The 14565-nt window shown below is 66.5% G+C and carries 8 protein-coding genes; 5 read left to right on the top strand and 3 right to left on the bottom strand.

What is annotated here, in order from left to right; all coding sequences use genetic code 11:
• The first annotated feature begins 427 nt into the window (after window positions 1-427).
• The gene (locus tag WJ35_RS01420) at window positions 428-994 is read left to right on the top strand and encodes a phasin family protein (protein ID WP_042584655.1); all 567 of its coding nucleotides are present in this window, start codon (window positions 428-430) and stop codon (window positions 992-994) included.
• Window positions 995-1244: 250 nt separating this feature from the next.
• Here the strand turns inward: WJ35_RS01420 and lpdA are convergent, their stop codons facing one another.
• The 3 genes from lpdA to aceE form a co-directional block, all read right to left on the bottom strand.
• Window positions 1245-3032, bottom strand: a complete 1788-nt coding sequence (gene lpdA / locus WJ35_RS01415) for a dihydrolipoyl dehydrogenase (RefSeq protein ID WP_069238644.1) — start codon at window positions 3030-3032, stop codon at window positions 1245-1247.
• 278 nt (window positions 3033-3310) lie between these two features.
• Window positions 3311-4966: a dihydrolipoyllysine-residue acetyltransferase gene (aceF, locus tag WJ35_RS01410; protein WP_069238643.1), complete on the bottom strand. Its 1656-nt coding sequence runs from the start codon at window positions 4964-4966 to the stop codon at window positions 3311-3313.
• Window positions 4967-5036: 70 nt separating this feature from the next.
• A complete protein-coding gene (gene aceE / locus WJ35_RS01405) occupies window positions 5037-7733 on the bottom strand; it encodes a pyruvate dehydrogenase (acetyl-transferring), homodimeric type (protein ID WP_029226490.1) in 2697 nt (898 codons plus the stop codon).
• 273 nt (window positions 7734-8006) lie between these two features.
• Here aceE and fixL point away from each other — a divergent pair, with 273 nt between their 5' ends.
• The 4 genes from fixL to WJ35_RS01385 all read left to right on the top strand — a co-directional run bounded on the left by fixL (window position 8007) and on the right by WJ35_RS01385 (window position 14523).
• Entirely contained in the window at window positions 8007-10523 is a 2517-nt protein-coding gene (fixL, locus tag WJ35_RS01400; protein WP_010091936.1) for an oxygen sensor histidine kinase FixL, read from the top strand.
• Complete coding sequence (fixJ, locus tag WJ35_RS01395; protein WP_006493245.1) at window positions 10520-11158, top strand: oxygen response regulator transcription factor FixJ; 639 nt, start codon at window positions 10520-10522, stop codon at window positions 11156-11158. The genes fixL and fixJ overlap by 4 nt, the downstream gene beginning before the upstream one ends.
• A 221-nt stretch (window positions 11159-11379) precedes the next feature.
• Entirely contained in the window at window positions 11380-12237 is an 858-nt protein-coding gene (gene folD, locus WJ35_RS01390; RefSeq protein ID WP_010091935.1) for a bifunctional methylenetetrahydrofolate dehydrogenase/methenyltetrahydrofolate cyclohydrolase FolD, read from the top strand.
• A gap of 198 nt (window positions 12238-12435) precedes the next feature.
• Window positions 12436-14523, top strand: coding sequence for a M3 family metallopeptidase (locus tag WJ35_RS01385; RefSeq protein ID WP_060238221.1), 2088 nt, complete (start codon window positions 12436-12438; stop codon window positions 14521-14523).
• Window positions 14524-14565: the final 42 nt, after the last annotated feature.

The raw sequence follows: 14565 nt of genomic DNA, 5'->3' as shown, positions 1-14565 counted from the left end.
GGCGTTTTAAAGCGGGGAAACTACGTATCCGGCGCTCGGAGCGCCAAACTGAGCGCGTGTCGGGCCATGACGAAGGCACTTCGTCCCGGCCGCGCGAAACGGCGCGCTTTTCGACAAGAACAAGAGCACAACGTTCCACCCCCCTGTCAGGTTTACCTGCGCGCGATCCTGGTGCGGCCGGCGTGCGCGCGGTGCGTGCGCACCATGTGGGAAAGCGCGTGGAACCGTTTCCTTGATGCGACGATAACTCGTTGTTTTGTCGATAAATTGTCGCGATTGTGCAACGCACAAAAAGTGCTTGACATTGGCTCCTTCTGCCCTAAAATAGGTTCCATTGCTGCGTTGCACAAAGCACGCGCATCCGTGGTTCCCCATCGTAGTGCCCTTTATCCTTGCGATCGTCGCGATCGCCTTTCAGGAGCTTGACATGTCTTTGCTGACCCCCGAGCAAATCGCCGCCGCACAGAAAGCCAACCTCGAAAGCCTGTTCGGTCTGACCACGACGGCGTTCGAAGGCATCGAGAAGCTGATCGAACTGAACGTGCAAGTCGTGAAGTCGACGCTCGCCGAGACGCAGGAAAACGCGCAGCGCCTGCTGTCGGTGAAGGATGCACAGGAACTGATCGCGCTGCAGGCGAGCCTCACGCAGCCGGTCGCGGAAAAGGTGCTGGCATACGGCCGTCACGTGTATGAAATCGCGTCGGCCACGCAGGCCGAATTCGCGAAGGTCGCGGAAGCGCAGTACGAAGAGCAGAACAAGAAGGTCCAGGCACTCGTCGACAACGTCGCGAAGAACGCGCCGGCCGGTTCGGAAACGGCCGTCGCCGCGCTGAAGTCGGCGCTGAACGCCGCGAGCACGACGTACGAAACCGTGCAGAAGGCTGCGAAGCAAGCGGTCGAGATCGCCGAAACGAATTTCAACGCCGCCGCCGCCGTTGCAACGAAGGCTGCCAGCGCCGCTGCATCGCGCCGCGCAACCAAGCCGGCTGCGTAAGCCAGCACTTCCGTCGCTCCGGAAAGGCCGCGCCCAGCGCGGCTTTTCTTTTTTGGGGCGCGACCGATGCGGCTGCGCGAGTTCGACGGTCCTGACGGCTCTGCTGCGTCCGGTCCTTGCGCGATCATCCGGACAGCGTCGCCCCGCCCCCGACTGAACAAACGCAAAAAAACGGCGCTTCCCCGATTTGCGGGAAGCGCCGTTTTGCTGTGCCGGCGCGCGGCGGCGCCGGCGGCATTGCAGCGATGCGTTACTTCTTGCGCTGCGGCGGCAGGTCCGTGCAGACGCCTTCGTACAGCTCGGCCGCCATGCCGATCGATTCGCCGAGCGTCGGGTGCGGGTGGATCGTCTTGCCGATGTCTTCCGCGTCCGCGCCCATTTCGACGGCCAGGCACACTTCGCTGATCAGGTCGCCCGCGTTCAGGCCGACGATGCCGCCGCCGATCACGCGATGGGTTTCCTCGTCGAAGATCAGCTTCGTGAAGCCTTCGTCGCGGCCGTTCGCGATCGCGCGGCCCGACGCGGCCCACGGGAACACCGCCTTGCCGTACTTGATGCCTTCGGCCTTGCACTGCTCTTCCGTCTTGCCGGCCCATGCCACTTCCGGATCGGTGTACGCGACCGACGGGATCTGCAGCGCATCGAAGTAGGCCTTCTCGCCGTGCGCCGCTTCCGCCGCGACGTGGCCTTCGTGCACGGCCTTGTGCGCGAGCATCGGCTGACCGACGACGTCGCCGATCGCGAAGATGTGCGGCACGTTGGTGCGCATCTGCTTGTCGACGTCGATGAAGCCGCGATCCGTGACCGCGACGCCCGCCTTGTCGGCGCCGATCTTCTTGCCGTTCGGGCTGCGGCCGACCGCGACCAGCACGAGGTCGTAGCGCTGCGGCTCGGCCGGCGCCTTCTCGCCCTCGAACTTCACGTAGATGCCGTCTTCCTTCGCCTCCGCGCCAACCGTCTTGGTCTTCAGCATCACGTTGCCGAAGCGCTTCGCGTTGTACTTTTCCCAGACCTTGACGAGGTCGCGGTCCGCGCCGTTCATCAGGTTGTCGAGCATTTCGACGACGTCGATCTCGGCGCCGAGCGTCGCGTAGACGGTGGCCATTTCGAGGCCGATGATGCCGCCGCCGATCACGAGCATCCGCTTCGGCAGCTGGCGCAGCTCGAGCGCGCCGGTCGAATCGACGATGCGCGGATCATCCGGCAGGAACGGCAGCTTCACCGACTGCGAGCCGGCTGCGATGATCGCCTGCTTGAACTTCACGACCTTCTTGCCGCCGTCGCCCTGCACTTCCATGTGATGCGGATCGACGAACGCGCCGACGCCCGTCACGACCTCGACCTTGCGCGCCTTCGCCATGCCGGCGAGACCCGTCGTCAGTTTCTTCACGACGCCGGACTTGAAGTCGCGCAGCTTGTCGAGGTCGATTTCCGGCTTGCCGAACGAGATGCCGTGCGACGCGAGCGCTTCCGCTTCGTCGATGACGAGCGCGGTATGCAGCAGCGCTTTCGACGGAATGCAGCCGACGTTCAGGCACACGCCGCCGAGCGTCGAATAGCGCTCGACGAGCACGGTCTTCATGCCGAGATCGGCCGAGCGGAACGCGGCCGAGTAGCCGCCGGGGCCGGCGCCGAGCACGAGCATGTCGCACTCGATGTCGACTGAGCCGCCGTAGCTGCCGGCTTGCGGCGCGGGTGCCGAGGCGGCTGCGGCCTGTGCCGGAGCCGCTGCCGGTGCCGCGGCCGCGACGGGCTTGGCAGGCTCTGGTGCTTTTGCCGGTGCGGGTGCGGCTGCCCCTGCGGACGCTTCGACGAGCGCGATCACCGTGCCTTGCGAGACCTTGTCGCCGGCCTTGACCTTGATTTCCTTGACAGTGCCGGCGACGTCGCTCGGCACTTCCATGGACGCCTTGTCGGATTCGAGCGTGAGGAGCGTCTGCTCCTTTTCGATCACGTCGCCCGGCTTGATGTTGACTTCGATGACATCGACGCCGCTGAAATCGCCGATATCCGGAACCTTGACTTCGATGAGACTCATTACTGTCCCCTTCTTGTTAACTGCAGACAGAGAGAGGGAGAAACTCGCGAGTGAACTACGGCCTGACTGGAGAACGGGGGCATGGGCAGGACCACCTTTGCGGTCCGCCCAAGGACGCGCCTTTCTTTTGGTTACTTTTCTTTGGCAAGACGAAGAAAAGTGACCGCCGCCCCGCGCAGGGGCGACGCCAGCAGACCGCATGCAAAACAGGTTCAACGACAGTACGGGGCGCACCGACAAAAACGAAAAACGCACGCCCCCGCGAGCCCCTCTTCTCATCAAAGAATGATGCGACGGAAATCCGCGAGCAACGCGCCGAGATACGCATTGAACCGCGCGGCTTCCGCGCCGTCGATCACGCGATGGTCGTACGACAGCGACAGCGGCAGCGTGAGCCGCGGCACGAACTGCTTGCCGTCCCACACCGGCTTCATCTGGCCGCGCGACAGGCCGAGGATCGCCACTTCCGGCGCGTTGATGATCGGCGTGAAGTGGGTGCCGCCGATCCCGCCGAGCGACGAGATCGAGAAGCAGCCGCCCTGCATCTGGTCCGGCTTCAGCTTGCCTTCGCGCGCGGCCTTCGACAGCTCGGCCATTTCCTTCGCGATCTCGACGAGGCCCTTCTTGTCCGCATCGCGGATCACCGGCACGACGAGGCCGTTCGGCGTGTCCGCGGCAAAACCGATGTGGTAGTACTGCTTGAACACGAGGTTGTCGCCGTCGAGGCTCGCGTTGAAGGTCGGGAACTTCTTCAGCGCGGCGACGACCGCCTTGATCACGAACGCGAGCATCGTGAACTTCACGCCCGCCTTCTCGTGCTCCTTGTTCAGCTGCACGCGCAGCGCTTCGAGATCGGTGATGTCCGCTTCGTCGTTGTTCGTGACGTGCGGGATCATCACCCAATTGCGATGCAGGTTCGCGCCCGAGATCTTCTTGATGCGCGACAGCGGCTTCGCCTCGAACGGGCCGAATTTCGCGAAGTCGACCTTCGGCCACGGCAGCAGGTTCAGCTCGCCGCCGCCTGCCGGCGCGGCCGCTGCGACCGGCGCCGCGCGCTGGCCGGTCATCACGCCCTTCACGAAGTTCGTGACGTCTTCCTTCGTGATGCGGGCCTTCGGACCGCTGCCCTGCACGCGCGCCACGTCGACGCCGAGCTCGCGCGCGAACTTGCGCACCGACGGCGACGCGTGGCTGGCGCGATATTCGCCGGCCGGCGCTGCGGCCGGTGCGGGTGCCGCAGCCGGTGCCGGCGTGGCCTTCGGCGCGGGCGCCGGGGCGGCCGGGGCCGGAGCGGCGGCTGCCGCCGGCGCGCTCGCCTGCGGCGCCGCTGCGGCCGCCGGTGCACCGGCGGCCTCGAGCAGCACGATCAGCGTGCCTTCCGACACCGCATCGCCGACCTTCACCTTGATGTCCTTCACCACGCCGGCGGCCGGGCTCGGCACGTCCATCGTCGCCTTGTCGGACTCGAGCGTGACGAGCGACTGTTCCTTCTCGACCGTGTCGCCGACCTTCACGCCGATCTCGATCACCGGCACGTCCTTGTAGTCGCCGATGTCCGGCACCTTCACTTCGAGCACGCCGCCGGCTGCGGCCGGTGCGGCTGCCGGCGCCGGAGCGGGCGCCGCGGGCGCCGCGGGCGCTGCAGCCGCCGGGGCCGCGGCGGGCGCGGCCGCGCCGTTCGGCTGCGCGGCGGCGCCGCCTTCGAGCAGGATGATCAGCGAGCCTTCCGACACCGCATCACCCACCTTCACCTTCACTTCCTTGACCGTGCCGGCCGACGGGCTCGGCACGTCCATCGTCGCCTTGTCCGATTCGAGCGTGACGAGCGACTGCTCGGGCTCGACCGTGTCGCCCGCCTTCACGAGCACCTCGATGACGGGCACATCCTTGTAATCGCCGATATCCGGCACCTTCACTTCGATCGCTTGACTCATCTTTTTGTGTCTCCAGAGCCGCGCGCGCCCCTCCCGGAAGCGGCGCGCGGCATCACACGGCGCGTGTGCGTTAAACGGTCATCGGGTTGGGCTTCGACGGATCGAGGTTGTACTTCGCGATCGCATCGGCGACGACCTTGCGGTCGATCGTGCCTTCGTCCGCGAGCGCGTTGAGCGCCGCGACCGTGACCCAGTAGCGGTCGACTTCGAAGAAGTGACGCAGGTTCGCGCGGGTGTCCGAGCGGCCGTAGCCGTCGGTGCCCAGCACGACGAAGCGGCGATCGATCTGGCCGCGGATCTGGTCGACCAGCGCGCGCACGTAGTCGGTCGACGCGATGACCGGGCCCTGCGTGTCCTTCAGGCACTTCTGCACGTGCGACAGGCGGCGCTCGTCGGTCGGATGCAGCAGGTTCCAGCGCTCGACCTCATGGCCCTCGCGCGCGAGCTCGGTGAAGCTCGGCACGCTCCACAGGTCGGCGGCGACGCCCCAGTCCTTCTCCAGCAGGTCGGCGGCGGCGATCACTTCGTTGAAGATCGTGCCCGCGCCGAGCAGCTGCACGCGCGGCGCCTTCTTGCCGGCGTCGGCCTTCCTGAACGCGTACATGCCCTTGATGATGTCGGCCGCCACGTGCTCGCCCTGCGGAATCGCCGGGTGCTCGTAGTTCTCGTTCATCACCGTGATGTAGTAGTACACGTCTTCCTGGTCCTGCACCATGCGGCGCAGGCCGTCCTGGATGATCACCGCGAGCTCGTAGCCGAAGGTCGGGTCGTAGCTCACGCAGTTCGGCACCGACGCCGCCCACAGCAGCGAGTGGCCGTCTTCGTGCTGCAGGCCTTCGCCGTTCAGCGTCGTGCGGCCCGCGGTGCCGCCGAGCAGGAAGCCGCGCGAGCGCATGTCGCCCGCGGCCCATGCGAGGTCGCCGATCCGCTGGAAGCCGAACATCGAGTAGAAGATGTAGAACGGCACCATGATCTCGCCGTGCGTCGAGTACGACGTCGCCGCCGCGATCCAGTCGCACATGCCGCCCGCTTCGTTGATGCCTTCCTGCAGGATCTGGCCGGTTTCCGATTCCTTGTAGAACATCAGCTGGTCGGAATCTTCCGGCACGTACTTCTGGCCCTGCTGGTTCCAGATGCCGATCTGGCGGAACAGGCCTTCCATGCCGAACGTGCGCGACTCGTCCGGGACGATCGGCACGACGCGCTTGCCGAGCGCCTTGTCCTTCAGCAGGATGTTCAGGATCCGCACGAACGCCATCGTCGTCGAGATCTCGCGGCCTTCGCCCGTGCCCTTCAAGAGCGGCTCGAACGCGTCGAGCGCCGGCACCGGCAGCGACGTCGCCTTCTCGCGGCGCTGCGGCAGGTAGCCGCCGAGGTCCATGCGCTGCTTGCGCATGTATTCGAGCTCCTTCGAGCCTTCCTCGAACTTGATGTACGGCACGTCGGCGATCTGCTCGTCGGTGATCGGCAGGCGGAACTGGTCGCGGAACTTCTTCAGCTGCTCGACCGGCAGCTTCTTCTGCTGGTGCGTGATGTTCATCGCCTGGCCCGACTCGCCCATCCCGTAGCCCTTGATGGTCTTCGCGAGAATGACGGTCGGCGCGCCCTGCGAGTTGCTGGCTTCGTGGAATGCCGCGTAGATCTTGTGCGGATCGTGGCCGCCGCGGTTCAGCGCCCAGATGTCGTCGTCGGACCAGTCGGCGACCAGCGCCTTCAGTTCCGGCGTGTTGAAGAAGTGCTCACGGACGAACGCGCCCGATTCCGACTTGTACGTCTGGTACTCGCCGTCGACGACTTCCATCATGCGGCGCATCAGCACGCCCGTCTTGTCGCGCGCGAACAGCGCATCCCAGCGGCTGCCCCAGATCACCTTGATCACGTTCCAGCCGGCGCCGCGGAATTCCGATTCCAGCTCCTGGATGATCTTGCCGTTGCCGCGCACCGGGCCGTCGAGACGCTGCAGGTTGCAGTTGATCACGAACACGAGGTTGTCGAGCTTCTCGCGGCTCGCCATGCCGATCGCGCCGAGCGATTCCGGCTCGTCCGTCTCGCCGTCGCCGAGGAACGCCCACACCTTGCGGCCTTCCGTCTTCGCGATGCCGCGCGCCTGCAGATACTTCATGAAGCGCGCCTGGTAGATCGCCATGATCGGGCCGAGGCCCATCGACACGGTCGGGAACTGCCAGAAGTCCGGCATCAGCCACGGGTGCGGATACGACGAGATGCCGTTGCCGCCGACTTCCTGACGGAAGTTGTCGAGCTGCTCTTCCTTCAGGCGGCCGAGCAGGAACGCGCGCGAGTACACGCCCGGCGACGAGTGGCCCTGCACGAACACGAGGTCGCCGCCATGCTGCTCGGACGGCGCGTGCCAGAAGTGGTTGTAGCCGACGTCGTAGAGGGTCGCGGCCGATGCGAACGACGCGATGTGGCCGCCGACGTTGGTGTCCTTGCCCGCGCGCAGCACCATCGCGAGCGCGTTCCAGCGCGTGTACGAGCGGATCTTGTGCTCGATTTCCTGGTCGCCGGGGATCTTCGCCTGGGCTTCGACCGGAATCGTATTGATGTAGGGGGTGGTAGCCGAGAACGGCAGGTGCTCGCCGCGCACGCGCGCGAATTCGATCTGCTTCTCGATCAGGTAGTGCGCACGACCAGTGCCGACGGAGGAGATCACGCCGTCGAGCGCCTCGAGCCATTCAACGGTTTCCTGCGGATCGTCGTCACGCTCGGCGGCGACATACTTCATCACTTCGTTAGGTACAGCGGACATTCTCGTCTCCTGGTCCGGAAATGTGAGGATCGCTCTTCGTGCAGACGACGCGGCGCGACCGGCTGCGGGCAAGCTCCAGCGGATTGTAATGAGCCCGTACGGCCGCGCGCAACAAAATTTTCGAATTATGAGATCATTTCCCGCTATACGAAATATTGCTGCGGCGCACCCATGCTTCAAGGCTCCGCGGCACGTCGCCGTGCAGTAAATCCGTTTCCGTTCAACATATCCGGTATAGGTTTTCCATATATAGCGCTGCGCTACAATCCTGCCATGTTGACCGATCGGCTTTTCGCACGCTCGGCGCGACCGTCGGGCCCGCCGGCGGAGTCGCAGCCGTCCCGTTGGCACCACGGACCGTGGTGGTCCAATTCCTATTTGCTGACGCCCCTCCTGTCGATCCTCGTGTTCCTGGTGGTGATGAGCCTCATTCTATGGAGCCTCAACCGCCGCGAGCAGCAGCAGCAGGAAGACACGCTGTTCCGCAACGTCGCGTGGGCGCAGCAGCAGATCCGCCTGTCGATGACGGGCGCGCAGGAGCAGCTCCAGGCGCTGTCGCGCGACCTCGCGTCCGGCCGGCTCGACCAGAACGGGTTCCAGATGGCGGTCGCGGACGTGATGCAGACGCATCCCGAAATCCTCTACCTGAACTGGTACACGGCGCCGGGCACGCAGCGCTGGCCGGCCGTGCATCCGCCGGTGCTCGGCCAGCGGCTCGCGCGGCCGGGCGACGCGCAGATGCAGGACGCGGTGCGCGGCGCGTACGACGAGGCGCGCAGCTCGCGCCGCCAGGCCTATTCGCCGCTCGTCTACGACGACTTCGGCAACGGCTACATCACGCTGCAGACGCCCGTGATGCGCGGCGACCGCGAGTACCTCGGCTCGATCGCCGCCGTGTTCTCGGTCGAAGGGATCCTGAAGCACGACATCCCGCAGGAGCTGTCGTCGAAATACAAGATCTCGATCACCGACGCGAACAACCGCGAGCTGTCGTCGACGTCGTCGCGCCCGCGCCTGCCGCGCGACTCGCACTACGACCTGCCGCTCGATCCGCCCGGCCAGGGCCTGACCGTGCGCGTCTACGCGTTCCCGCAGCTCACCAACCTGACCAACAATACGCTCGTCTGGCTCGTCGCGGGGCTGTCGTGCTTCGTGCTGTGGAGCCTCTGGAGCCTGTGGAAGCACACCCGCCAGCGCTTCGAGGCGCAGCAGGCGCTGTACGCCGAGGCGTTCTTCCGCCGCGCGATGGAGAACTCGGTGCTGATCGGCATGCGCGTGCTCGACATGCACGGCCGCATCACGCACGTGAACCCGGCGTTCTGCCGGATGACCGGCTGGGACGAGAGCGACCTCGTCGGCAAGGTCGCGCCGTTCCCGTACTGGCCGCGCGATTCCTACCCCGAGATGCAGCGCCAGCTCGACATGACGCTGCGCGGCAAGGCGCCGAGCTCCGGCTTCGAGCTGCGCGTGCGGCGCAAGAACGGCACGCTGTTCCATGCGCGCCTGTACGTGTCGCCGCTGATCGACAGCGCCGGCCGCCAGACCGGCTGGATGTCGTCGATGACGGACATCACCGAGCCGAAGCGCGCGCGAGAAGAGCTTGCCGCCGCGCACGAGCGCTTCACGACGGTGCTCGAGAGCCTCGACGCCGCGGTATCGGTGCTCGCCGCCGACGAAGCCGAGCTGCTGTTCGCGAACCGCTATTACCGGCACCTGTTCGGCATCCGCCCGGACGGCCACCTCGAGCTGTCCGGCGGCGGCTTCGACCGCGCGCAGGCGTCGTCCGACTCGATCGACATGGTCGACACCTTCGCCGGCCTGCCGGCCGCCGCGCTGACGGGCAGCACCGCGGACGCGCAGGAGGTCTACGTCGAGAGCATCCAGAAGTGGTTCGAGGTGCGCCGCCAGTACATCCAGTGGGTCGACGGCCACCTCGCGCAGATGCAGATCGCGACCGACATCACGACCCGCAAGAAGGCGCAGGAGCTCGCGCACCAGCAGGAAGAGAAGCTGCAGTTCACGAGCCGATTGATGACGATGGGCGAAATGGCGTCGTCGATTGCTCACGAATTGAACCAGCCGCTCGCGGCGATCAACAACTACTGCTCGGGCACGCTCGCGATGGTCAAGAGCGGCCGCGCGACCAACGAAATGCTGGCGCCCGCGCTCGAAAAGACCGCGCAGCAGGCGCTGCGCGCGGGGATGATCGTCAAGCGGATCCGCGAATTCGTGAAGCGCAGCGAGCCGAAGCGCCAGCCGGCGCGGGTCGCGGACATCGTCGCCGACGCGGTCGGGCTCGCCGAAATCGAGGCCAGGAAGCGCAGGATCCGGATCGTCACGGAAATCCTCGCAAGAATGCCTATTATTTATGTCGACCCCGTGCTGATCGAGCAGGTGCTCGTGAACCTGATGAAGAACGCGGCCGAAGCGATGGCCGACGTGAAGCCGGCATCGGCCGACGGCGTGATCCGCGTCGTCGCCGATCTGGAGGCGGGCTTCGTCGACATCCGCGTGATCGACCAGGGTCCGGGCGTCGACGAAGCGACCGCCGAGCGCCTGTTCGAGCCGTTCTACAGCACCAAGTCCGACGGCATGGGCATGGGGCTGAACATCTGCCGCTCGATCATCGAATCGCATCGCGGGCGTCTGTGGGTGGTCAACAACGTCGAGGCGGATGGCCGCATCTCCGGCGCGACGTTCCACTGCAGCCTGCCCATTGGGGAACCCGCTGATCTCGGCCGAGGGGGGTCCGAGGCATCGGCATCACATACCGTTACGGGAGAATTATGAATAGCCCAGTCACCACCACTCAGGAAACCGTCTTTGTCGTCGACGACGACGAGGCCGTGCGCGACTCGCTGCGCTGGCTGCTGGAGGCGAACGGCTATCGCGTGCAATGCTTCTCGAGCGCCGAGCAGTTCCTCGATGCGTACCAGCCCGCCCAGCAGGCCGGCCAGATCGCATGCCTGATCCTCGACGTGCGGATGTCCGGCATGAGCGGCCTCGAGCTGCAGGAACGCCTGATCGCCGACAATGCCGCGCTGCCGATCATCTTCGTCACCGGTCACGGCGACGTGCCGATGGCCGTGTCGACGATGAAAAAGGGTGCGATGGACTTTATCGAGAAGCCGTTCGACGAGGCGGAGTTGCGCAAGCTCGTCGAGCGGATGCTCGACAAGGCCCGAAGCGAAAGCAAGAGCGTCCAGGAACAGCGCGCCGCGAGCGAGCGCCTGTCGAAGCTGACCGCCCGCGAGCAGCAGGTGCTCGAGCGGATCATCGCCGGCCGCCTGAACAAGCAGATCGCCGACGACCTCGGCATCAGCATCAAGACGGTCGAAGCGCACCGCGCGAACATCATGGAAAAGCTCAACGTCAACACGGTGGCCGACCTGCTGCGCCTCGCGCTGTCGAAGAAACAGGCGTGAGCCCCCTCGCGGCCCGGCCGAGCCTGCCGGGCCCGCGCCCCGCCCCGCGCGACGCGGCCTGACCGCGGGGCGGCGGCTTTGCATTCCGGCGGCCGCCGATGACGCATCCCGCGCATTCGCTGTCGGACGGCGGCAGGCGGACGGTATAATTCCGTGCTTTGCTGCGGCGCACCCCGACGCGCCGCACGCCCGCATTCCAACTTCCGCAGAACCCCACCACCATGACAGCCCTCCTCATCGACGGCAACGCCCTTTCGAAGACCTTGCGCGCCCAGGCCGCCGAACGCGCCGCAGCACTCACCGCCCGCGGCCACCAGCCCGGCCTCGCGGTGATCCTCGTCGGCGACAACCCGGCCAGCGAAGTCTATGTGCGCAACAAGATCAAGGCGTGCGAGGACAACGGCTTCTTCTCGCTGAAGGACCGCTACCCGGCATCGCTGTCCGAAGCGGACCTGCTCGCGCGCATCGACGCGCTGAACCGCGATCCGAAAATCCACGGGATCCTCGTCCAGCTGCCGCTGCCGAAGCACATCGACAGCCACAAGGTGCTCGAGGCAATCGCGCCGGAGAAGGACGTCGACGGCTTCCACGTCGCGAACGCGGGCGCGCTGATGACCGGCAAGCCGCTGTTCCGCCCGTGCACGCCGTACGGCGTGATGAAGATGTTCGAGGCCCACGACATCCCGCTGCAGGGCGCGAACGCGGTCGTGATCGGCCGCTCGAACATCGTCGGCAAGCCGATGGCGATGCTGCTGCTCGAAGCGGGCGCGACCGTGACGATCTGCCACAGCAAGACGCGCGACCTCGCCGCGCACACGCGGCAGGCCGACATCGTCGTCGCCGCGGTCGGCAAGCGCAACATCCTGACGGCCGACATGGTGAAGCCGGGCGCGACCGTGATCGACGTCGGCATGAACCGCGACGACGCCGGCAAGCTGTGCGGCGACGTCGACTTCGCGGGCGTGAAGGAAGTGGCCGGCCACATCACGCCGGTGCCGGGCGGCGTTGGCCCGATGACCATCACGATGCTGCTGATCAACACGATCGAAGCCGCCGAGCGCGCCGCCGCGGCCGCTTGACCATCCCCCCTCCCGCCGGTGCGCGTCCGCGTGCCGGCATCCGGCCGGCCGCCGTCGGGCGTGTTCCGGCCCCGCCTCAATCGCGCCGTTAGAAACTATCGATTGGAAAGCGCGCGATGCGCCCCAATAATGTCGATATCGGGCGCCGCCGCGCCCTCCCCCATCACCCCGGTTCATCCGGCAACAGACAGGGAGTCTTTGTCCGCAAGCGCCAATACCAATCCGCTCCTCGACTTCTCCGGCCTGCCCCGTTTCGGCGAGATCCGCCCGGAACACGTCACGCCCGCGCTCGACACGCTGCTCGCCGATGCCAACCGCGCCGTCGACGCCGCGAGCGCGAGCGCGACGCCGGCGACCTGGGCAGACGTCGTCGAGGCGGTCGAGCGCGCGACGGAGCCGCTCGGTCGCGCCTGGGGCGTCGTCGGCCACCTGAACGCGGTCGCCGACACGCCCGAGCTGCGCGCCGCATACGGCGAGAACCTGCCGCGCGTGACCGAGTTCTGGTCGAGCGTCGGCCAGAACCTCGCGCTGTACGAGAAGTACAAGGCGATCGCGGCAAGCGCCGAATACGCGACGCTGTCGGTCGAGCGCAAGAAGATCCTCGACAACGCGCTGCGCGACTTCCGCCTGTCGGGCGCCGAGCTGCCGGAAGACCAGAAGCCGCGCTTCGCCGAACTGCAGGAGCAGCAGGCCGCGCTGTCGAAGGCGTTTTCCGATCACGTGCTCGACGCGACCAATGCGTACGCGTATGTCGCGCAGGACGAGGCCGAACTGGCGGGCCTGCCCGGCGACGCGATCGAGGCCGCCCGCGAAGCCGCGCAGAAGGACGGCAAGGACGGCTGGAAATTCACGCTGCATTTCCCGTCCTACTTCCCGGTGCTGCAGTACGCGGACAACCGCGCGCTGCGCGAGACGCTCTATCGCGCGTATGCGACGCGCGCTTCCGAACTCGGTCCGCAATACGGCGGCGGCAACGCCGAGTGGGACAACACGGCGATCGTCGCCGACGAGCTGAAGCTGCGCCGCGAAGAAGCGCAGATGCTCGGCTACCGCAACTTCGCCGAAGTGTCGCTCGCGCCGAAGATGGCCGAGTCGCCGCAGCAGGTCATCGCGTTCCTCGAGGATCTCGCGACGCGCGCGCGCCCGCACGCGGACCAGGACTGGGACGAGCTGCGCGCGTTCGCCGCGAAGGAGCTCGGCCTGGCCGAGCTCGCGCCGTGGGACGTCGCGTATGCAGCCGAGAAGCTGCGCCAGCAGCGCTACGCGTTCTCGGAAAACGAGGTCAAGCAGTACTTCCCGGAGCCGGCCGTGCTGAAGGGCCTGTTCACCGTCACCGAAACGCTGTTCGGCGTGCGGATCAAGGCGGACGACGCGCCGGTCTGGCACAAGGACGTGCGCTTCTTCCGCGTCGAGAATCGCGACGGCTCGCTCGTCGCGCAGTTCTATCTCGACCTGTACGCGCGTGAAGGCAAGCGCGGCGGCGCGTGGATGGACGATGCGCGTTCGCGCGCGAAGCGCGGCAGCAGCGTGCAGACGCCGGTCGCGTACCTGACCTGCAACTTCTCCGCGCCGGTCGGCGGCAAGCCCGCGTGCTTCACGCACGACGAGGTGATCACGCTGTTCCACGAGTTCGGCCACGGCCTGCATCACATGCTCACGCGCGTCGACGAGCTCGGCGTGTCGGGCATCAACGGCGTCGAATGGGATGCGGTCGAGCTTCCGTCGCAGTTCATGGAGAACTTCTGCTGGGAATGGGACGTGCTGTCGTCGATGTCGTCGCACGTCGACACGGGCACGACGCTGCCGCGCGCGCTGTTCGACAAGATGATCGCCGCGAAGAACTTCCAGAGCGGCCTCGGCACGCTGCGGCAGATCGTGTTCTCGATGTTCGACATGCTGCTGCACGTCGATTTCGATCCGGCGGGCGCGATCGGCGTGAACGACTTCGCGCGCGAGATCAACGAGCGCTACCACGTGATCCCGCAAGCGCCGTTCTCGCGCTGGCCGAACACGTTCAGCCACATCTTCGCGGGCGGCTACGCGGCCGGCTACTACAGCTACAAGTGGGCCGAAGTGCTGTCCGCGGATGCGTACGCGGCGTTCGAGGAAGCCGCCGCAGCCGGCGGCAGCGTGCTCGATGCGGCGACCGGCACGCGCTATCGCCGCGAGATCCTCGAGGTCGGCGGCAGCCGTCCGGCGATGGACTCGTTCAAGGCGTTCCGCGGCCGCGAACCGCAGATCGACGCGCTGCTGCGCCACAACGGGATGGCGGCGTCCGCACACTGAGCGCACCGCCCGTTTTGCACGCATCGATGACGACGGCACCGC

Source organism: Burkholderia ubonensis (genome assembly GCF_001718695.1).
Lineage (GTDB): Bacteria > Pseudomonadota > Gammaproteobacteria > Burkholderiales > Burkholderiaceae > Burkholderia > Burkholderia ubonensis_B.
Note: the sequence above shows the minus strand (reverse complement) of the source record. Positions and strands in the feature narration are given on the sequence as shown.

What these genes read in the sequence shown, in the direction of transcription:
- WJ35_RS01420 (WP_042584655.1), top strand. Translation starts at nt 428, where the DNA reads ATGTCTTTGCTGACCCCCGAGCAAATCGCCGCCGCACAGAAAGCCAAC.
- lpdA (WP_069238644.1), bottom strand. Translation starts at nt 3,032, where the DNA reads ATGAGTCTCATCGAAGTCAAGGTTCCGGATATCGGCGATTTCAGCGGC.
- aceF (WP_069238643.1), bottom strand. Translation starts at nt 4,966, where the DNA reads ATGAGTCAAGCGATCGAAGTGAAGGTGCCGGATATCGGCGATTACAAG.
- aceE (WP_029226490.1), bottom strand. Translation starts at nt 7,733, where the DNA reads ATGTCCGCTGTACCTAACGAAGTGATGAAGTATGTCGCCGCCGAGCGT.
- fixL (WP_010091936.1), top strand. Translation starts at nt 8,007, where the DNA reads ATGTTGACCGATCGGCTTTTCGCACGCTCGGCGCGACCGTCGGGCCCG.
- fixJ (WP_006493245.1), top strand. Translation starts at nt 10,520, where the DNA reads ATGAATAGCCCAGTCACCACCACTCAGGAAACCGTCTTTGTCGTCGAC.
- folD (WP_010091935.1), top strand. Translation starts at nt 11,380, where the DNA reads ATGACAGCCCTCCTCATCGACGGCAACGCCCTTTCGAAGACCTTGCGC.